The sequence below is a fragment of the Peribacillus saganii genome (assembly GCF_003429095.1).
GTDB classification, from domain to species: Bacteria; Bacillota; Bacilli; order Bacillales; family DSM-1321; genus Peribacillus; species Peribacillus saganii.
The window spans coordinates 1-19,510 of the sequence record NZ_QVTE01000067.1 but is presented as its reverse complement, the minus strand read 5'-3'; the positions used below and the strand labels follow the sequence as shown (position 1 = coordinate 19,510).

Here is a 19,510-nt window from a genome sequence, read left to right as displayed (position 1 = left end):
TTTTTGCCTTCCGAAGTGATTGGCTTATGACCAAGGTTGCGATGGCACTTGATCGCAACACAGGGTTGTGACGGCCTTTGGTCACAACATTCGAGGGGCTGGGCGCTGCAGCTAGACATCATAGAAATGCGAAAGCGCCCTGTTTTAGAGGAAGAACGATAACATCGCCACGTCCTCAAAAAGCTGCCGCTTTGTTTCGTGCGATGCGAAATACAAAGAAGAACCCTGCTTCATTCACAGGGCTCTATCTCCAATTCATTTATTAAGACTTATAAATTACTTGCTGCATGATAGTCAGAAAGCATTTTAGCGCGCTTAACCTTATTAAGTCCAAGCCACCATAGAAAAATCATGAAAGGAAGAATCATGTAGAGCCAGAATTCCTGGGTGAGCAAGATATAATCATAGGTACCGTGCAAAAGTACAGGTATGATAAACGCCAAAAATATATATTTCTTCTTCGGCCTTGGACCTGTGAACTTCCCTTTACCCATATAATAACCCATAATGACCCCAAAAAGCGCATGGCTTGAAACAGGAAGCACCGCCCTTCCGAATGCGTGCTCAACCCCATTGGCGACAAGATACAAGATATTTTCCAAAGTAGCAAAACCGAGAGACACAGCAGCTCCGTAAACTATACCGTCATAGGGCTCATCAAAGGCCGCATGGTTATATATCGCATAAAAAAGTACAAACCACTTAAAAAACTCCTCAAGTAAACCGGACTGAATAAAGGCTGAGGCCAAATTGCTATGAAATACATTCTCCGTTTCCATTACATATTCCAAAAACATTAGAGGGAAAACAAGGAATGCCCCGAATATGAATGCCCTGCCTACAACTGACAATGGCTCTGTTTCATATTGATCCTTCAAATAAAAATAGCTAAGCAAAGCAAGGCCCGGCGCCAGCCCGGCTGTTAGTATTACCAGCATTTGCCGACCTCATTTCCGTTCTTTTATTAAGGTTCTTTTCGGAAACTTTGTTACTTTCAGCCTAATTTAGGGGCTTTACTTAGTTTATCAGGCAACTATCTTCAAATTCTTACGAAAAGATGCCACGTAACCCCCTAAAATATGAGAGAATGTTCGGATACGAAAAGCAACAAACCAATTCGAAAACAGCCTTTATTCAATCGTATCACGATATCCATAAAAAGAAAACGGAAGCTTTCCAGATTGAGGAAATTGTGGTGTAGATCAAAAAAGGGCAAGCGCCCTGGACGCGAGGAAGAAAAGCTAAGATTACCATGTCCTTACAAAGCTGCCGCTTTGTTTCGTGCGGTGAATCGTTGCCGAGGCATTCCTTGTCCTCTGGCGATGCCAGCATTAGCCCATCGTGTGTATCGGTGCTTAATTTTCCTGAAAAAAAAAAGCTGCTGGACGTACTTATTTCAATGAAATTTTTTCTTATCTCATGAATAAACCACCTTAATAAGGTGGCCGCCCTTCCATAAATAATGTCATTAATCTTAAACAATTTGCAGTTATGTCTTTTGTGGTTTTAAATTCATTAAGATGTTAAGAGCAAAAAGAATAATAGCCAGGACTAATACAGTGCCTCCAGCCGCTACTAAAGGCACTATAGCAGTGTTTCCATTCACAACAAATGCCAATCCGGCCATCATTAAAGGCAACGATATGTTGTGAAGCCAAAAATGGGTTTTCGCAAGTTTTGTAGCCGCAATTTGCGGAAACAGGTGGTACAAAATCCCAGCCAGCGTCATGGCTGTCCAGCCCAATAAATTAATATGGACATGAACAGGAGTAAGAGTATATGAGTGCGTAATTGACATAGCCAGCCCTATGCAGACCCCGACAACAAAATAGACCACTGAAATTTTAATAAAACGGATACCTAACATTTCCTATGCCTCCTAACAGGATCGACCTATAACAATATATGCACAGGACAAATGTGAGGATAACTAATATTTAAAGTCACTAGATTTTATTTTGTTTTTACAAGCTAAAAGTACAGCTAATTTAATTCTTGCTTTTTTGCTGTCATAATCTGCCCCCAAAATAACTCCTCTTTCTTTAAGGTCGAAAGCACTCCCTTCATAATCATAGGCTGGATGCACTTTTCCCTCTTCTGCACTCGTTGTTATTACAATATTCGTTCCACTATCCAGAGCTTTCTGAATAGAACTGACCATTTGCGGGGTTACCTGTCCCCTGCCAACACCCTCCAAAATTATTCCTTTGGCACCTACAGCTACTGAAGCATCAATAAACAAACCGTCTGCCCCGGTGTGGCATTTAATGATGTCCACTCTTGGAATCTCATTTTGGACGGAGAAAAATTCCCTGTGCAGCGGTTTCTGATAAATGCTTACTACATCATTGTCGATTATTCCCAGGTATCCATACCCAAATGATTCGAACCCTTGCAGATTAGATGCATGGACTTTTTTCACATATTTTGCTGAATAAATCCTTTCATTAAAAACGACGACAACTCCACCATTTTCCAGAAGAGGATTGGCAGCTGCATATATGGAATTTCTCAAGTTGGAATAAACATCTGTACCAACCTCCTGAGGCGAACGCTGGGAACCTGTAACAACAATGGGCCTTTTATCTTCTGTTACAATATCCAGAAAATAGGCGGTTTCCTCCAATGAATCCGTTCCGTGAGTAACAACGACTCCCGTTACATCGGGATCTTCGAGTTCTTTATTGATGGCATCCCGCAAAGCCAGCATCCTATGAAAGTTCATATGCATACTTGGAACCTTCATAAAATCAACGATTCTTATTTCAATATCATCCGGCAGCTTACAGAGCGCCGCCAGTTCATCACCGCTTAACGCACCTGAGGAGAGCATTCCATTTTTTGTTTCTTTGCTGGCGATAGTTCCACCGGTTGTTATTAATGAAATCTTTTGTTTCATTGCTTAACCTCATTTCCCCTCTGATTTTCCTTCTCCACAATAGAGGCTGCAATCAAACCGCCATGAAAACGGCCATTTTCTATAAAAATCTCATTTGCATTATTCCCTGCAGCGATAACTCCCGCAATATAGATCCCTTCGACATTCGTCTCCATAGTTTCAGCTTCAAACAATGGTCTTCCCGTCTCTGTATCAATATTAACTCCTATGTGTTTTAGAAAGCCGTGGTCCGGATGGTAACCTGTCATGGCAAACACAAAATCATTTCTAATTTCTTTTTTTACTCCGTCTTGTTTGTATGAAATGGTATCAGGGGTAATTTCTAAAACATCGGCCCCAAATGCCATATTAATTGTTCCGTTCTTCACTAGTGATTCAAATTCCGGGAGAATCCACGGCTTAATGCTTGGTGAATACTCCTGCCCGCGATATAAAACAGTAACCCTTGCACCCGCCTTTACTAGTTCAAGTGCAGCATCAACGCTAGAGTTTTTCCTGCCAATTACCGCCACATCCCTGTCAAAATAAGGGTGTGCTTCTTTAAAATAGTGAAATACCTTTGGCAAGTCTTCTCCGGGAACCTTCATATAATTAGGATTATCATAGTAACCAGTTGCAATCACGATGTAAGGGGCTGAATATTCCTCTTTATCCGTATGTAATAAAAATGAACCATCCTGCTTTTCAATTTTAACTGCTTTTTCAAAAGCGTTGATACGAAGCTGCTTTCTTCTAACGACCTCCCTATAATAGGCAAGAGCCTGGTTCCTAACCGGTTTTCGGTTTTCTGTAATAAAAGGAACATCTCCTATCTCCAGCTTTTCACTTGAGCTAAAAAAAGTCTGATGGGTCGGATAATTATATACAGCATTCACAATATTGCCTTTTTCAATGATGAGAGGAGATTTCCCTGCTTCCTTTATTGAAATCGCTGCAGCCAATCCGCATGGCCCCCCTCCAATAATAATGACATCTTCTTTGATCATTTATTCCACACCCTTCTATAAAACTTTGTCTTAGCTGGTATTTTATTACCTTCTCCTATACAATGAATACATTTACAATCATAATAGTACACAAAAACCCATGAAACGTAAAAAACCTTGTCTTTTTTGGAAAAGACAAGGTTTTTTCGTGTATTGAAAACGTATAAGGAAATTAAATCCAGCCTCTGAAGCGTGAGGCTTCAGCCATTTTCCGGACACCAACCATATAAGCAGCTAGACGCATATCGACTCGGCGCGTCTGGGCTGTTTCATAAATATTATTAAACGACTTCACCAATATTTTTTCGAGTTTTTCTTCGACTTCTTCTTCTGTCCAGTAGTACCCCTGGTTATTTTGAACCCATTCAAAATATGAAACGGTTACACCGCCGGAAGAAGCTAGCACATCCGGAACGAGGAGAATTCCACGTTCGGTCAATATTTGTGTAGCTTCCAGAGTAGTAGGCCCGTTTGCAGCTTCCACTACGATTTTCGCCCGGATATTGTGCGCGTTCTCATCAGTAATCTGGTTTTCAATTGCAGCAGGGACAAGGATATCACAATCCAGTTCCAGCAGTTCTTTATTTGTAATGGTATTTTTAAATAGTTTTGTTACCGTGCCGAAGCTGTCGCGCCGATCAAGTAAATAATCAATGTCAAGACCATTTGGATCATACAAACCTCCGTATGCATCTGAAATACCTACAACAATGGCACCTGCATCATGCATGAATTTTGAAAGGAAGCTGCCGGCATTTCCAAATCCCTGAACTACAACACGTGCTCCCTTTAATTCAATACCTTTCTTCTTTGCAGCTTCATTAATACAAATCGTTACTCCCTTGGCTGTTGCAGATTCGCGGCCGTGCGAACCTCCAAGTACAAGCGGCTTACCAGTAATGAAGCCCGGAGAGTTAAATTCGTCAATTCGGCTGTATTCATCCATCATCCAGGCCATAATCTGAGAATTAGTAAATACATCAGGAGCAGGAATATCCTTAGTAGGTCCTACTATTTGACTTATAGCTCGTACATATCCGCGGCTTAGCTTTTCCAGTTCACGGAAAGACATGTTGCGTGGGTCGCAGACAATCCCGCCTTTTCCTCCGCCGTATGGCAAATCAACGATGCCGCACTTAAGGCTCATCCAGATGGAAAGCGCCTTAACCTCTCGTTCAGATACGGAAGGATGGAATCTGATTCCGCCTTTTGTTGGCCCGACAGCGTCATTATGCTGTGCTCTGTATCCTGTAAATATTTTGACAGACCCATCATCCATACGGACAGGAATTTTTACTGTAAGCATGCGGATTGGTTCTTTTAAAAGCTCGTATACCTCTTCCGGATAGCCAAGCTTCTCAAGCGCTCTATGTATAACTGTTTGAGTCGATTTTAGCACATCATGTTTTTCTTCATTGTTAGCAGGCTCAGTACCTTTTTCGGCTACCATCTGTGTACCCCCTAAGGTCAATTAGTAAATAAAGACTTTCTTTCATGACATAGTATACACCTTTGATACACTTATGCAAAGGATAAAAAATATATATTTTCCCTCTTTGAGGAAAGAAATGTAAACGCTGTCATCACTATCTTTTTTGCCCTTTCCTTTATACCGTTTCCCTGCTGGAAGAAGGAATAAACGGGAACTTGAAATTTAATGTGAGTACCGCTTTTTAATCAGTGCCTTTGCACTAAAACAGGGTTAATATTTAGAAGATTAGCGGGAAAAGTATGTGGTAATGATTCCAACGGCCTTTTGTTCAATGATTTTCTTTCCATACTCCTGCAGACGCGGCAATGTGAGTGTAGATGCACTTCCATATTCAGCTGCCAGAGAAATGACTGCATCAAAAACAGCAACCGGGATTTCTTCAAGAAGCAAATAGTAAATATCTTCGTAGGCATAAAGAGAACCAGTGTCAATGTTTATGTTCTTAAGACAATGTGATAACTGTATCACGTCTTCCAGCGTAGAAAAGGAATACAAAGTGTAAGGGTGCTCGCCAACCCTAACTTCAAGATCAAGGTATTCATCTTCATCATTAAGGAACTGATCTTCTTCTTCCCTTGATACAATAATAATCAAACCCTGCGCCTGAAGAGAGAATATTTCAACTCCTATTGTACCTGTCATTTCAAATCCTATTTCCTCGCAGGCTTCCTCAATCATTTCATGGAAGAAACGGTGAATCTTCAGGGAATTGCCTTTTATATCTTCAGCTGTCAACCCTCGATCACTTAAATCGTCAAATGTTAAAAATATTTTAATCTTATTAGTTGTCAGCCGCTCAAGTTTCATAAAAAAGCCCCCCGCGTTCCTATCTTCATACATATTATGAAGACACGAAACCGGGGTGCATATCCTTGACAATTATTGATATAGGATAATGGTCTTGCAAAAGCCACGGAGGTTTTGAAGATCGAATTCATTTTTCTATTGTTTTAGCAACCGGCCAATCCATTGGTCCCATTCCCGTTTAGTGCGTCCAACCCATAAATCCTGGTATCTTAAAACCCTTTCCTCCTTGAGTACAGTAAAAGCAGGACCTTCCAATCCGATTTGCAGGCCAGGCAAACTGCGATTAAATTTATCCACAAGCTTTATTGTATTATCAAGGTTTGCTTCTAAGGTACACGACAAAAAAAGAAATCGAGGGTTAACTGCGTCAATTGCAATTATCAAATCAGCCTCTGAAATGCCGCTGCCAAGATAGACTACCCCTTAATGTACCCGGCTGTATGCCAAGCAGCTTGGAAATTGCTTTAATATTATATTTACCCTCTTGCATACCTGCCTCCAGAAGGATCATGTTTTTCGCCACTTTGCTAATTATTTTAAGTCCTTCCTGAGATGAATCAAATGTGTCTCAGGCTTTGCGCCGAGGCGCAGCGGAAGCAGGCTGGTGCCATAACCATTGCTAGTAAGGAGCTTGATTCCCCGCTGTTCCTTTAATCCGCCCAACTCATAAAGTCCCCGTCCAAAAATACGAATTTGCCCTCCATGTGTATGGCCGGCCAACACCAGCATTATCCCCGAATCTTCTTTTACTTGCTTGATGATAGAAGGATGATGGCTTAGCAATATTTTAAAGGAGTCTGTTTCTGCATCAGCCAGCGCCAGATCCAGGCGGGCTTTTTTTCCATTTAAATAATCAATGCCAAGGAGGGATATTACTTCTCCTCCGGCTGATTCAAACATGACCGCGGTATTATCGAGAATTTTGACGCCATGATTAAGCAGTGTGGCGTCGAGCAAATGGTAATCTGTCTCATAATCATTATTTCCCCATACAAAATAGGCTGGACCGATAGTTTTCAGCTTGATGATGTTTTCTTCAACCTGGCTAAAGGGCACCCTGTTCTCGGTAAGATCTCCGCCGATGACCACTAGATCGGCTTTTCCTAGGGCTTGATTAATAATACTATCTGATACCTTCCGTTTATGGATATCTGAAATGAAAAAAATCGAAAGCTTACCAAAGGTTTCCGGAAAATCCTTAAAGGTTATTTCAGTATGTAAAACTCTATCAAGATGTGCAGTTTTCCACATATGGATTAACATCAATATAATAGCTAATATAATAACAGCAAAGAAATACAAAATACTCAACTAATCCACCCTAATCCCTTTTTCATTCTCCCTGAAATCATACCATAATAAAATGCAAAACATAAAGTCTATAAAAACGGATGAAGGATGGGCGCTGCAGCTAGACATCAACAAAATACCAAATCAACAATAAGCTTAAAAAAAGCCAAAAAAATAAACCTTGCCACTATATATATGGCAAAGTGTTATTGTGATTTACCACTTTATTTGCCTAGCTAATATTTCAAAGACTGTTACCAACCCTTGGAAAAGTGCAATTTTTCTGTTTTATTTAAAGTAACAACTGGAATGATATGTTCTTGAAGCTGGCGGAAAATTTCATTTCATTTATTTTCGTGATAAAGATTGATATCATAATTCTTTTTCATAGCTTCATATACTTTATGGCGCGTTTTCCAGGCCTGATCTCTCCATAGATCCTTGCTTCTATCAATAATCTCACAGCGAAGACCATGGTATTCCTTTTCTGCTTTGTCCAGCTTTTGCTTCAGAACGAGCATATAGCCATATAGTCCAATAACGGCTATAAGAAAAATAAAATGGTCCGATTGATCAACAAATGCGGAAAACATGGCAAAGAATGAGTAGGAATATGGTTTTGCGATATAAAGGTAAATATAAATCAGGAACATCCCCGCTAAGATCATTGAAGCCCAAAGACTGATGAGATGATCTCTTTTGTATTTATCAAATTTGCGCTTTCGGTCAACAACACTTTGAAGCATTTGCCTTGTCGCCTGATCGGTAAGCTCGTCCATTAGTATAATGGCAGGTTCCATAACCGTATCACCCCCAGGTTTGCATGTCTATTCAATTATATGCGGGCATTTTTTAGAATAGTACAGCATTCCTGTTATTGTTTAATGGGGATTTTAAGGACTTGCCCAGACTCTATTTCATTTCCTTTCAAGCCATTCCATTCCCTTATCAGCGGGATCCCGTCCTGTGATTTATAATACGTCATTGAGATCCTAAAGATTGTTTCCTGGGGCTGAACTGTATGATAAAGAATTTTGTATTCCTGCGGGTTACTCTCTTTTTGATGCTTATCGGTTGCCCCGGACGGCTCTGAACCCTCTCTAGAGGCTGCCGGTTCTTTCGGTTCAACTTCCGCTGACTTTGCTGCCGCTGCTCCTGACACATATTCGACAGGGGCAGATGCGTTTTGGCTGACTGTACTATTTGTTTCCGGATCACGGGGCATTTCTGCTTCCTCCGATTCCCTTCCTGCTTCTTCGCTGCTTCCGCCAATATTAATAGTTTCATATCCTTCTCCCGATTCCTCTTTTATGCCCGGCAGCTGTTTTGGGTCAAAGTAACTGTAAAGACTGAAAATCGTAACTGGGAGCAAGATAAAAAACAAGGATAAAAGCTTTAACAATGGAAACTTTATTCTCCATTTATTTTTCTTTTTCTTATTTCTATGTACTTCACTCCGGCTTGGAAGCTTAGAAGAACGAGAGGTTCTAGACTGGTTCATCTCTGACCGCAGCCTTCCAGCCTGATCCTGAATAACCTGTCTTTCTGACTCCATTTGGCTCCCCTCTTTCTAATGATGTTCAATCCACGCTGCTTGTTTTTTTGCCTTTTTCCTCACGATAATACCCAGGATAAAATCAATTAAAAAATGGGCAAAAATAGTAACAAGCAAATTCCCGGTAAGTTCAAAAATATATCCAATAAAAAAACTTAAAATAGTGATATTTAAAAACAAAAACCAGTTGAATAGATACCGGTAATGCACGACTGCAAATATCACACTTGCCCAAATAAGGCCTGTGTGTGTCTGGATAATTCCGCGGAACAATATTTCTTCACTAATGGCAACAACCAAGGCAACTGCAAAAATCATTGGGTAAGATAGACTTCCAAAGATTCTTTCATTCACACCTCCATCATCCTGATAGGCTTCCGGAACGACTTTCATTAAAAACAAATCAAGCAGAATGACCGTTATTGCCGCCCCTCCGCCAATAATAGCGATCCTTGGGTCATCGGGTCGAAAAAGAGCGAAAAAAGAAGAAATATCTTTAAATAAGATAATACCTAAAATAAATGAAAGAGTTAAGAGAATAACCTGGGTTAACAGCAAATTTAACTTTAATTCCCTATCAGACAGGCTTTTAACCAATTCAGCGTGGTTATTTTTCATCATTTACAGCTCTCTTTGAAAATAAAATCGCTTCTAATTCCTTTTTCCATGAAAAGTACAGTCCTCCATTTGAACTCTGATTAATCTCACCTGGCATCTCTTCTAGCAGACGGGTAATTGAAAAACCGCAATTATCACAGCAATACGGAATAATTTCTTGTTTTTCTTCCTGAAAATAAGTAAGCAGGAGCTCCCTTCTGCAGTTTGACGACTGAAACCAGTGATAAAAGGCGGTGAACTTATCCTGCTTGATAAGTTTCCTATTCTGTACATATACCCTCATTTCTTCTGCCTTTTCAGCTGGATTTCCATCCTTTATAAAAGCCAGAATAAAACGGATTTGGGTTTCATTCAAAGAGAATTTGGACATTAAATCAAGCTGGAGGGACTTAGGCAACTGGCTGGGTTTATGGTCGTGATGGCTCAAAAACCGGCAGGATTCAATTATTTGTATATCAGTAGGAAGTTCCTGCTCCGCAAGCCGTAATGGCAGGCCCTCATCACCTTCACAATATATCAGAATCGCTATGCTTTGTTTACCGTCCCTTCCTGCCCTGCCTATTTCCTGGACATATGCTTCCATGCCCATTGGCAAATGAAAATGGACAACAAAACGGACATCCTCTTTATTGATGCCCATGCCAAAAGCTGAAGTGGCGCATATAATCCTAATCTGCCCGCCAAGGAACTGCTGCTGTATCAGCATTCGCTGTTCCTGCTCCATTCCGCCATGATAGTATCCGACATCATTTATTCCCTTCTCTGTAAGCATGGCGGCAACAGATTCTGCAAGCTTTTTGCTTGAGAAATATATAATGCCTGACCCTTTCATTTCTGATGCCACTTGAATAACCCTTTCCAGCTTATCCTCATAGCTGGCTACTTTTTCAACTGTTATGGCAATATTACTTCTGTCAATCGATGTAATGATTTGATTGGAGCCGTTTAATCCCAGCTTTTCAAGTATGTCCTTTCTTACCTCTGCCGTTGCTGAAGCAGTGAGAGCAAGGGTCAGTGGCTCGCCCAGCGCTGCCCTGAACCCTCCTAGATTCAGGTAGTCTGGACGAAAATCATAGCCCCACTGGGAAATACAGTGAGCTTCATCCACAACGAACAAACCTATATCAAGCCGTTTAAGTGCTGACATTACAGATCGCATACGCAGCATCTCAGGCGACAGAAAGATAAACCTATAATTCCCAAGCTGTTTTAGCGCGGCCTGTTTTTGCTGCGGAGACAGAAATGAGTTTAAGGTGATTACCTTTTTTTCCCCTCTCATCTTAAGCTGCTCAGCCTGGTCCTGCATTAATGATAGAAGTGGTGAAACGATTACAATCGTTTTATTTATGATGTAGGCCGGGAGCTGGTAACAAAGTGACTTGCCGCTTCCTGTCGGCAGCATAGCGAGTGTACATTGTCCGCCAAGCAAGGAGGCTATCACTTCCTTTTGCCCCGCCCGAAAAGACGAGAAACCAAAATGTTTTTGAAGCATACTTTCCAGTATCATGCTATATCCCCCATCTTCGCAAGAACTAGCCTTATTTGAAAATAACTTGCTGTATGGTCTATTTGTTGTTTTATTTCTTTTAGCTGCTTTGTCCTCAGATCAGCTGCCACCTTGATGATAACCGCCGCCAGATCATCTGATACATAGCGTTCAATCGAAAAATCTTTCAGGGAAAAAGCAATTTCTACGATATGGTCTTCTATTGTGCTTATCTTCAGCCTGCGTATTTGGGCGATTTCAGGAAGTTCCCTTCCGTCATTGATGTATTTCAAAGTCACTCTTGCAGAATTGGTTAGCGGTTTCTCCTCCAATCCTGTTAGATCCCCAATCAAAGCTGAGATACGTGGATATTTATCTTCATTTGCCAATACCGTTTTTACTATATAGTGCAAAGTACCCGTAAATAAAAATCGTACGTTAGCTGCCGGAATACCGATCATTCTGCCAATTTGTTCATTTGTGTATCCCGCACGCCGGCTCCCTGTCAGCTTCAGGACAAATATGTCACGCTCATTGGGCTGTCTAGTCTCAAGGAGCATAACTAGTTCCTCATAAAATTTTGCTGCCATATACGTTCTTTCAGTATGTTCCCTTCTCAGATATGCTTTAACCCATTGCTGGACATTCCAGTTTTTTTGAATAGGATAAAACGACTTAACCCCGTGAACAATATTGGAAAGTGATTGTACCAATAGTGTGAACCGGTCCCAAAAGACTGGTGCAAACGAGTGAAATTGCCAGCCATCAAGGTCGGCAGGCAGAGGATTCTCCAGGTAGAATTGTTCGAGGCTATCTTTTCCGCTCGAAGTGATATGGTAATGGTATTCGGCATCCAGCTTATTGATGTAACCATACTGCCGTAATTCATTAATGGCTTTTTCAATACTTGAGCGCTTAGCATCCGGAAACACAGCGAAAAATATTGACAAGTCGAAAAGCTGACCATCCTGAATGGTTTGTGAAGATTTCTTTCCTTTCAGCAAGTGGTATATTCCATAAATAGAGCGCTGGCCGGCAAACCGCTCAATACATTGTAAAATCGCTGCCTGAAAATAAGATGTAATCATTTAGAATCACTGTCCCGGTTAGGAGTAATAATCAATCATGAAAAGCGGCACAGAACCTTTTTCATTAGCGTAAAATGAAAACAGGAAAAGGACGATTGCTGTATCTGGTATAACTGCCCTTATACTACGTCAAGTTTACACGCTTTTATCTACTATCCATTGTATCAAAGGAAGGCTGTAATAGGGAGTTATTGTCGAATAATTGTCTAACCCTGACTAGACGCAATATGCTTTTCTCCTTCAGTAACTTAACGGAAGCTTATCAGTTGGAAGATAAGAGTGTTAAATAGAAAATCTCCAAACTGATTATTTCATCAAACCCTTTGTATGATAAGTATTCTCATTACATTTTCTATTGAAAATTTCAAGTATCAGTTTTACAATAATAGTGGACGTTCAGGTTTCCTTGCGTAAAGTGGAAAACTTGTGTATATAATGGGAGGGGTTTTTTCAATGGCAAAGTATACAATTGTTGACAAAGAAACTTGTATCGCTTGTGGTGCATGCGGAGCTGCTGCACCAGATATTTACGATTACGATGACGAAGGCATTGCATTCGTAACATTGGATGATAACCAAGGTATCGTAGAAATTCCAGATGTATTGGAAGACGATATGATGGATGCTTTTGAAGGATGCCCAACTGATTCTATTAAAGTGGCAGATGAGCCGTTTGATGGAGATGCAACTAAGTTCGAATAAACCTAATAAAGCGCTAGATCCCCTGGGTCAGATCGGCTAAGTTGCCACATCCTGTGGCAACGCCGTTCTTTCCCACATCGTATGGGTATCGGAAAAACAAAATGCTGACAGAGGACGCTTTTTGTTTTTTTGCCGTTGGATACTGATTGGCTTATGATCTTAGTTGTGACGGGTAATTGGTCACAACATCAAAGCAGACTAAGAACGCCGGGATTTGATATCGCTTCTATAGTGTTCCTTTTGCTATGAATCGAGGCTTTTTTTCTTAAGCAAAAAAACTGCTGGGCGCTGGAGTCTGTACTGTTAAAAATCTCTTATTTTCTTATCTAGCGATAAATGCTTTCACATGGCCTTTACTTTTTTATAAATCGAGCCGAAGAAAAGCCCTGAATTGCAGTTTGGCAATTCAGGGCTTCTTTATTATGCGTTTCTATATTGAGACTGCTTTGAAATCCAGGTTTGCAGGCGGACGAATAGCAGCATAAAAACAATAGTGATCAAGGCACCTTTAACAAGGTTGAATGGTAATATCGCAGTTGCAATAAACTGGCGTGCGTCTGGAGCTGACATCGCTTCCCAGCCCATGAAAATCGTATAAGCTGGAAGGAATACGAAGTAATTAAGCACACCCATCAAAATAGACATGGAAAGCGTACCTGCAATTAACGCAGCAGTCATTCCTTTTTTTGAAGCCATTTTTTTGTAAACAAAATAAGATGGAAGAACAAAAAGAATACCTGCCACGAAATTAGCGATATGCCCTACCGGTACACCTGTTGGGCTTCCTGTCATGATAAAGTCCAAAATGTTTTTAATTAATTCCACCAAGATTCCAGCTACTGGCCCAAAAATCAACGCAGCGATTAGTGCAGGAATATCGCTGAAGTCTACCAATAAAAATTGAGGAAACCCTGGGAAGGGAAAGTTCATTAGCATTAAAATATACGCTATGCTGCTGAACATACCAATTCCGACTAATGTTCTTACCTTGTTGTTTTTCATAGATCTCTCTCCTTCTTTTTGTGATCTACCCCACGAAAAGAGGACAGGCCCTTAAGCATACCGATAGTATATCCTTCAATCCGTGTAAGAATTGAAGGAAGTATGGCATATTCAAAGAAACGTTTGAAATATAAATTTTAAACGCTGTCAGGAACCTCCATCTTCTCCCATCCAGACTATACTGTCGGCTTTGGAATCTCACCAAATCCTGCCCTTAAAGGCTCGCGGGCTTAAAAGGCTTACCTTTATCACCGCCGGTGGGGAATTGCACCCCGCCCCGAAGATAGACCTATATATTTTTCAATACTGATTATATCCCAATCTCGAAAGGTTGTGAAGCAATTAGCCTACTGTTTCACAAAGCTGATAAACCTAAAATATTTTTTTAATTTTTCATTTTTTGATTAATAAAAAATATTTTTGGTGAAGCGCTTTCATTTACTTATGGTGAATTGACAGCACAACTGGGCTCTTGTAGAATTAACAGAAATTTAAGATTTTGAAATTACATAATTGTAATACTAATCCTTATTTCCCCCTCATTTCTTTCCTAAAGAAAGACGGACGGGAATTAGTGAACCCAAACATTGTTAAGCAGGTTAAATTTTTTCATAGAGAAAAGGATGTGCTGTTGAGATGTATCGAATTTTAGTTGCGGATGCAATTAAGCCGGAGGGGCTTACTCCGCTGATGGATTCACCTGAAATTACCCTGATCCAGAAAACGGTTGATGAGGCAGCTGATGAACTGGATACAATTGATGCATTGCTGGTAAGGAGTGCAACTACTGTAACAGAGGATTTAATCAATGCTATGCCAAAATTAAGCATTATTGCCCGTGCAGGTGTAGGGATAGACAATATTGATGTTGAAGCCGCAACAAAGAGGGGTATCGTCGTTGTCAATGCTCCTGATGGGAATACAATCTCCACCGCTGAGCATACATTTGCGATGATGGCATCTCTTGTAAGACATATTCCACAGGCCCACTCTTCTGTAAAAAACAAAGAGTGGAAGCGTTCAGCCTTCACCGGTACAGAACTTAACCGCAAGAAATTGGGTATTGTCGGCATGGGTCGTATCGGAGGAGAAATCGCCAAAAGAGCACAGGTGTTCGGCATGGAGGTACTAGCGTTTGATCCGTTTTTAACGAGCGAACGCGCCAAAGCTATGAATGTTGAACTCCTTACGCTAGATAAACTTTTGAGCCAGGCAGATATTATTACTGTCCATACTCCATTAACGAACGAAACACGCGGGCTGCTTAATATTGATAACCTAAGGAAATGTAAGAAGGGCGTATATTTACTTAACTGCGCCAGAGGTGGAATTATCGATGAAGAAGCTTTATATGAGCTTATTCTAGAAGGCCATATCGCCGGAGCGGCATTTGATGTGTTCGTGGAAGAGCCACCATTACACAACAAGCTGCTTGAACTGGATTCTGTGATAGTTACACCTCATTTAGGGGCATCTACTAAAGAAGCACAGCTTAATGTAGCGACTCAAGTAGCGGAGGAAGTGCTGATCTTTTTAGAAGGGAAGCCTGTCTCGAACTCTATCAATCTGCCAGCTATTTCTAAAGAAATGTTCCAAAAAATCCAGCCTTATTATCAACTTGTGAAAAGTATGGGGGCCACTGCAGCCCAATGCATGAAGGAAGGCATACAGGAGATTTCCGTCACTTATTCCGGGGATGCTACCAGCTTTGATACTAGCATTCTTACTAAAAGCCTTATTTCCGGATTTTTCAAGACAAGGCTTGATATACCTGTAAATGAGGTAAATGCGATGCTAATAGCTCAGGAGAGAGGTGTGACAATCGGCGAAAAAGTTGCATCTGATTCTTCTGGTTATAAAAATTATATTGCCGCCGTCATAAAAGGCGATAATCGCCAATTTGAAATAAAAGGCACCTTTGTTGCCAATTATGGCCCAAGAATTGTAAGCATTAATGGTTTCAATATCGATTTCAACCCAGAAGGCAACCTGCTTTACATTCAACATACAGATCGTCCAGGCGTCATCGGCCGTGTAGGAAAAATCCTGGGTGACCATGAAGTTAATATTGCAACGATGCAGGTAGGGAGAAAAGAAGCAGGCGGCGAAGCAATCATGGTTCTTTCCTTTGACAAACCATTGAGCAACGAGATGTACGAAAAAATAAACAATCTTGACGACATAACATTTATGTACCGGATCGCTTTATAATATCGGCGAAAAGCAGGGGCGAAAATTTCGTCCCTGCTTCTATGTATGGCATTCAGCTATCCTTCAAAAAAGGTTTTTTGCCGTTATATGTAATCCATGTCTAATTATTTAACGTAAACAAGGTAATTTTGAGCAAATCTCCGCGCAAATAAACAAACTAAATCAATTAACCAAAAGCGTTTGTTTAGGAAATATAAGATTATTTTCAAGGTCATTTATCTCTTTAATTCTTTCAACACTTATATTATAGCGTGCCGAAATGCTATATAACGTGTCACCAAGGCCAACGGTCATTTTCTTACTTTTCTCCTTAAGTATGGGTTTCATGTAATTTGGCCTCAGAGAGGCAATATTCATTATGTCTTCCTGAGGTAATGATGAATCTGAAACCTTAATTGTAGCTTGGTAGGTTTCCTCTTTTTTGCCCTTAGGTATCGTATTATCAAGTTCCAGGTTCTTTACAGCTTGAGTGTCTTCAAATTTTTCTTGATTTGCTCCTGTATCCGCTGTTAATGCACGTTCTTCCCTTTTTCCGAGCACCGTTAATGGGTTTAAGGCATTTGCCTTTTCTACTGACCATTCATCAAGATGAAGCTCAAAATGCAAATGAACACCCCGGGATCTTCCTGTGTTGCCCATTATCCCGACTGCTTCCCCTTGATTAACTTTATCGCCTTCTTTTACCAACCGTTTTTCCAGATGGGCATAAACTGTTTCATATTTACCATCATGGTTTAAAAACACTACATTTCCATATGTACTGGAATAATAAGATTTCTTCACAATGCCATTTGATGCTGCTACTACTTTAGTCCCCGATGGAGCAGCTATGTCGATCCCTTTATGGGCTCCGCCTCTTGTTCCGAAATGATCTGAAATAATCCCATTTGAAGGCCAGACCCAGCCCTCCGGCAAGGATCGCAATTCTTCAGCACGGACTTGTCCGCTTTTTCCGCCAATAAATAACAACCCAATAAAAGCCGCCACGACCATTACTATTAAAAACCGTTTACCATAATCCAGCATTTTCAGCCTCCTAAGTCAGATTTCCCACTCTTACCGTATGTTGACCTGCCCTAACATAGAACAATCTGGAACAAAAAAGTAAAAATCTACATTACCCTTTATATTCTTCTCAGCTTTGTAAAAATATTCATTTCGGTATTTTTTGAGGATTAAAACTGTATGATTTGTAAATCTTAGCACATTCTAATCTCCTGAGATTGGGGAACGGCTATTGCCGCAAAGAAAAAAATGCCTGCCTAGGGCAGACATTTTTTCGCTCTTAACTTGTTTTATTCGGAGCTACGGGTACTGGGATCTTTTTTGATAAATCAAGACTTCCAATAGTTTGGATGTTACTGTTATCGAATAAGACATATTTATAGCCAAAATCACGGGCCAATAGCAGTATCGCTTCGATGCTCCTCATATGGCTGGTCGAATATTCAAGCTGAGTGTTTTGAGCAAAAATCACAGTAAGTTCTTCACCTGATTCCCTGAACTCAGCGACATTAATAGATTGATCAACAGAAGCTGTAACGGGAGAGCCTTTGGTAATTTTCTTCATTTCATCAAAAGCTGCTGCAACTGTTTCATAAGAGTTATAGGAAGGCACAAATAATACTGGAGATTGCGGATTTAACTGATAAACCAAGATAGCCCGTTTCGGTGCTTTATCAATATCCATTTCCTGCAGCATGCCCATATGGGGGAATTCAGCTCCCGGTTGCCCATTTGTACTGAACGAAACTTTGCTTATTTCCTCGTCATAACGAAATGTTTCACTTAATGCGTTCATAAAAAACATTTCGTTATCACCAATAGCATTGGTAATGCCATCTGGAAAATTGATATTTACTGTCCCCGGGTTAGTGCCGGCGGCTATTTCTACATTTAATGGATAAAAGTCTGAAAGACCGAAGCTTTGTTCAATTACATCCGTCATCTTTTGCTTAAGGGCATCAAGACGGCCTGCCTCATCCATTTTGTTTACTACATAGGAAACAGGTATAAAATAGTTCAGCTGCTCGTCCGGAATTCCAAGAGTTAAGACGGTATGATTTGATCTATCTGCCGGAAATACGGATGTTAGCTCTTGTGGGGCAGTAAGTAATGTTTCGGTTTGCTTTTCCTGTGGCGCAGCGGGTATTTCCATCATTGAATTATTATCATTTTTTTTCAGCTGCGGTTCTTTAGAATCACTTTCCTGTTTCACGGGTTCAGACTGTTTAGTTTCTTCCTTTTTTTCAGCAGTTGGCGGCTCGCTGGCTGCTTTCTCTGCGCTGCTCCTGTCTGATGCAATCTGATCACTGGAATTAGTTTGAAGCAGCGAGGACGAAAGCACTGTGAACACAATGAGAGCTGCAGCTGCTGCAATTGCCGGAATCCATTTAACTGCAAGCTTTTTCCGCTTTACCCGGCCGGAAATTTGCTTGTAGATTTCTTCAGGATTGCGAGTATCCTGGACATTTGGCAGCTTTTTAAATAAATCTTCAATTTCCTGATCGCTCCATTGTGATCGTTTCATATGCGCTTCCCTCCTTTACTGCATTTTCTTCCATTACTTTCTTCACTGCCTTTAGGGCACGGTGCTGGGTCTTTTCACCTTGCTCTCACTCCAGCCAAGGACCTGGGCAGTCTCAGCGATGGATAAGGATTGAATATATCTCATAATGATAACGGATCGCTGGTCAACTGAGCATAGGTCAAGGCTTCTATATATCCATTTGGCCTGATCATTTTGCAAGGCTATTTCTTCGGGGAGAGGCTTATCATCCTGAACCTGCTGCCGGTCCCAATCAAAATTTTCAAGAAGGCGCTGCTTCCAGCTTTTATGCTTACGAAAGTGATCAATGGCCGTATTTCTCGCTATCGAGTATAACCAAGTCCTTGTACTGCTTTTCCCCTCAAACCGGTCATGCGATTTAAACACTCTAATATAGACCTCCTGAACCAGATCCTCTGCTGTTTCCCGGTTTTTGACCATATAGAATAAAAACTGGAATAAGTCCTGATGAAATTTTTCATAAAGCTCATGAAAAACGGAGTCCACCTTCATCTCCCCCTCCGCTCAATACAATAGTCGCCATCTATAAGACAAAAGTTACACATTTAATATAGACTTTTTCCAATTAAAAAGGAAGGTAATAACAGGGAATAATCGGAATATCCCAGACATAGCAAAAAGCCCTGCAGGCAAATATTCCTAACAGGACTCCCATCTGATTCCTTTTACCTATAGAGTAGAAAAGAGTGGTTTTATTCATCATTGGCTCTTTAGCTGAAATAGGACACCTGCGCTTTTCTATAATGTCTAGCTCCAGCACCCAGCCCCTCGAGGTCATAAGCCAATCACTTCGGAAGGCAAAAAG

19 protein-coding genes, 1 pseudogene and 1 riboswitch are annotated in these 19,510 nt (G+C 40.8%); of the genes and pseudogenes, 2 read left to right on the top strand and 18 right to left on the bottom strand.

All coding sequences use genetic code 11. The features are described from left to right. Positions 1-269: 269 nt before the first annotated feature. The 13 genes from prsW to D0469_RS20055 form a co-directional block, all read right to left on the bottom strand. Entirely contained in the window at positions 270-938 is a 669-nt protein-coding gene (gene prsW, locus D0469_RS20120) for a glutamic-type intramembrane protease PrsW (RefSeq protein WP_117328502.1), read from the bottom strand. Between the two features lie 551 nt (positions 939-1,489). Then, positions 1,490-1,867: a cytochrome-c oxidase gene (locus D0469_RS20110; protein WP_117328500.1), complete on the bottom strand. Its 378-nt coding sequence runs from the start codon at positions 1,865-1,867 to the stop codon at positions 1,490-1,492. A 63-nt stretch (positions 1,868-1,930) separates the two neighbouring features. Beyond that, complete coding sequence (locus D0469_RS20105) at positions 1,931-2,899, bottom strand: asparaginase (RefSeq protein ID WP_117328499.1); 969 nt, start codon at positions 2,897-2,899, stop codon at positions 1,931-1,933. After that, positions 2,896-3,885: a YpdA family putative bacillithiol disulfide reductase gene (locus D0469_RS20100; protein ID WP_117328498.1), complete on the bottom strand. Its 990-nt coding sequence runs from the start codon at positions 3,883-3,885 to the stop codon at positions 2,896-2,898. The genes D0469_RS20105 and D0469_RS20100 overlap by 4 nt, the downstream gene beginning before the upstream one ends. A gap of 172 nt (positions 3,886-4,057) precedes the next feature. Then, on the bottom strand, positions 4,058-5,335 hold the full coding sequence (locus D0469_RS20095; protein WP_117328497.1) for a Glu/Leu/Phe/Val family dehydrogenase: 1,278 nt from the start codon (positions 5,333-5,335) through the stop codon (positions 4,058-4,060). Positions 5,336-5,602: 267 nt separating this feature from the next. Beyond that, positions 5,603-6,184, bottom strand: a complete 582-nt coding sequence (locus tag D0469_RS20090; RefSeq protein ID WP_117328496.1) for a genetic competence negative regulator — start codon at positions 6,182-6,184, stop codon at positions 5,603-5,605. 135 nt (positions 6,185-6,319) lie between these two features. Beyond that, a complete protein-coding gene (locus D0469_RS20085; protein WP_117328495.1) occupies positions 6,320-6,568 on the bottom strand; it encodes a hypothetical protein in 249 nt (82 codons plus the stop codon). 147 nt (positions 6,569-6,715) lie between these two features. Beyond that, the gene (locus tag D0469_RS20080; RefSeq protein WP_325048987.1) at positions 6,716-7,495 is read right to left on the bottom strand and encodes a metallophosphoesterase; all 780 of its coding nucleotides are present in this window, start codon (positions 7,493-7,495) and stop codon (positions 6,716-6,718) included. 323 nt (positions 7,496-7,818) lie between these two features. Then, on the bottom strand, positions 7,819-8,274 hold the full coding sequence (locus D0469_RS20075) for a YpbF family protein (protein WP_117328494.1): 456 nt from the start codon (positions 8,272-8,274) through the stop codon (positions 7,819-7,821). A gap of 74 nt (positions 8,275-8,348) precedes the next feature. Next, positions 8,349-9,029, bottom strand: a complete 681-nt coding sequence (locus D0469_RS20070) for a LysM peptidoglycan-binding domain-containing protein (RefSeq protein WP_117328493.1) — start codon at positions 9,027-9,029, stop codon at positions 8,349-8,351. A 15-nt stretch (positions 9,030-9,044) separates the two neighbouring features. Then, positions 9,045-9,650, bottom strand: a complete 606-nt coding sequence (locus D0469_RS20065) for a CPBP family intramembrane glutamic endopeptidase (protein ID WP_325048986.1) — start codon at positions 9,648-9,650, stop codon at positions 9,045-9,047. Then, positions 9,637-11,154: a RecQ family ATP-dependent DNA helicase gene (locus D0469_RS20060; protein ID WP_117328492.1), complete on the bottom strand. Its 1,518-nt coding sequence runs from the start codon at positions 11,152-11,154 to the stop codon at positions 9,637-9,639. The genes D0469_RS20065 and D0469_RS20060 overlap by 14 nt, the downstream gene beginning before the upstream one ends. Then, positions 11,151-12,221, bottom strand: coding sequence for a helix-turn-helix domain-containing protein (locus D0469_RS20055; protein WP_117328491.1), 1,071 nt, complete (start codon positions 12,219-12,221; stop codon positions 11,151-11,153). Before D0469_RS20055 ends, D0469_RS20060 begins: the two co-directional genes overlap by 4 nt. A gap of 453 nt (positions 12,222-12,674) precedes the next feature. Here D0469_RS20055 and D0469_RS20050 point away from each other — a divergent pair, with 453 nt between their 5' ends. After that, positions 12,675-12,923, top strand: coding sequence for a ferredoxin (locus D0469_RS20050; RefSeq protein ID WP_101594626.1), 249 nt, complete (start codon positions 12,675-12,677; stop codon positions 12,921-12,923). A 420-nt stretch (positions 12,924-13,343) separates the two neighbouring features. Here D0469_RS20050 and D0469_RS20045 read toward each other — a convergent pair whose 3' ends face one another. Further along, positions 13,344-13,925 carry an ECF transporter S component gene (locus tag D0469_RS20045; protein ID WP_117328490.1) on the bottom strand — a complete coding sequence of 194 codons (582 nt, stop codon included), beginning with the start codon at positions 13,923-13,925 and terminating at the stop codon, positions 13,344-13,346. A gap of 155 nt (positions 13,926-14,080) precedes the next feature. Then, positions 14,081-14,214, bottom strand: a riboswitch (FMN riboswitch). Positions 14,215-14,561: 347 nt separating this feature from the next. Between D0469_RS20045 and serA the strand changes: the two genes are divergently transcribed. Then, the gene (gene serA, locus D0469_RS20040) at positions 14,562-16,136 is read left to right on the top strand and encodes a phosphoglycerate dehydrogenase (protein WP_117328489.1); all 1,575 of its coding nucleotides are present in this window, start codon (positions 14,562-14,564) and stop codon (positions 16,134-16,136) included. Between the two features lie 162 nt (positions 16,137-16,298). On the opposite strand, the gene D0469_RS20035 is transcribed toward serA, so the two are convergent. The 4 genes and pseudogenes from D0469_RS20035 to D0469_RS21795 form a co-directional block, all read right to left on the bottom strand. Further along, positions 16,299-17,162 carry a peptidoglycan DD-metalloendopeptidase family protein gene (locus D0469_RS20035; protein ID WP_117328488.1) on the bottom strand — a complete coding sequence of 288 codons (864 nt, stop codon included), beginning with the start codon at positions 17,160-17,162 and terminating at the stop codon, positions 16,299-16,301. A gap of 259 nt (positions 17,163-17,421) precedes the next feature. Beyond that, positions 17,422-18,666 carry a hypothetical protein gene (locus D0469_RS20030; RefSeq protein WP_117328487.1) on the bottom strand — a complete coding sequence of 415 codons (1,245 nt, stop codon included), beginning with the start codon at positions 18,664-18,666 and terminating at the stop codon, positions 17,422-17,424. Further along, positions 18,632-19,191: pseudogene (sigX, locus tag D0469_RS20025) on the bottom strand (RNA polymerase sigma factor SigX). Before sigX ends, D0469_RS20030 begins: the two are co-directional and overlap by 35 nt. Positions 19,192-19,270: 79 nt before the next feature. Beyond that, the coding region (locus D0469_RS21795) for a hypothetical protein (protein ID WP_233523127.1) at positions 19,271-19,510 on the bottom strand (240 nt) is incomplete at its 5' end.

What these genes read in the sequence shown, in the direction of transcription:
- D0469_RS20065 (WP_325048986.1), bottom strand. Translation starts at nt 9,650, where the DNA reads ATGATGAAAAATAACCACGCTGAATTGGTTAAAAGCCTGTCTGATAGG.
- D0469_RS20055 (WP_117328491.1), bottom strand. Translation starts at nt 12,221, where the DNA reads ATGATTACATCTTATTTTCAGGCAGCGATTTTACAATGTATTGAGCGG.
- D0469_RS20110 (WP_117328500.1), bottom strand. Translation starts at nt 1,867, where the DNA reads ATGTTAGGTATCCGTTTTATTAAAATTTCAGTGGTCTATTTTGTTGTC.
- serA (WP_117328489.1), top strand. Translation starts at nt 14,562, where the DNA reads ATGTATCGAATTTTAGTTGCGGATGCAATTAAGCCGGAGGGGCTTACT.
- D0469_RS20070 (WP_117328493.1), bottom strand. Translation starts at nt 9,029, where the DNA reads ATGGAGTCAGAAAGACAGGTTATTCAGGATCAGGCTGGAAGGCTGCGG.
- D0469_RS20035 (WP_117328488.1), bottom strand. Translation starts at nt 17,162, where the DNA reads ATGCTGGATTATGGTAAACGGTTTTTAATAGTAATGGTCGTGGCGGCT.
- D0469_RS20100 (WP_117328498.1), bottom strand. Translation starts at nt 3,885, where the DNA reads ATGATCAAAGAAGATGTCATTATTATTGGAGGGGGGCCATGCGGATTG.
- D0469_RS20095 (WP_117328497.1), bottom strand. Translation starts at nt 5,335, where the DNA reads ATGGTAGCCGAAAAAGGTACTGAGCCTGCTAACAATGAAGAAAAACAT.
- D0469_RS20045 (WP_117328490.1), bottom strand. Translation starts at nt 13,925, where the DNA reads ATGAAAAACAACAAGGTAAGAACATTAGTCGGAATTGGTATGTTCAGC.
- D0469_RS20050 (WP_101594626.1), top strand. Translation starts at nt 12,675, where the DNA reads ATGGCAAAGTATACAATTGTTGACAAAGAAACTTGTATCGCTTGTGGT.
- D0469_RS20075 (WP_117328494.1), bottom strand. Translation starts at nt 8,274, where the DNA reads ATGGAACCTGCCATTATACTAATGGACGAGCTTACCGATCAGGCGACA.
- prsW (WP_117328502.1), bottom strand. Translation starts at nt 938, where the DNA reads ATGCTGGTAATACTAACAGCCGGGCTGGCGCCGGGCCTTGCTTTGCTT.
- D0469_RS20060 (WP_117328492.1), bottom strand. Translation starts at nt 11,154, where the DNA reads ATGATACTGGAAAGTATGCTTCAAAAACATTTTGGTTTCTCGTCTTTT.
- D0469_RS20090 (WP_117328496.1), bottom strand. Translation starts at nt 6,184, where the DNA reads ATGAAACTTGAGCGGCTGACAACTAATAAGATTAAAATATTTTTAACA.
- D0469_RS20105 (WP_117328499.1), bottom strand. Translation starts at nt 2,899, where the DNA reads ATGAAACAAAAGATTTCATTAATAACAACCGGTGGAACTATCGCCAGC.
- D0469_RS20030 (WP_117328487.1), bottom strand. Translation starts at nt 18,666, where the DNA reads ATGAAACGATCACAATGGAGCGATCAGGAAATTGAAGATTTATTTAAA.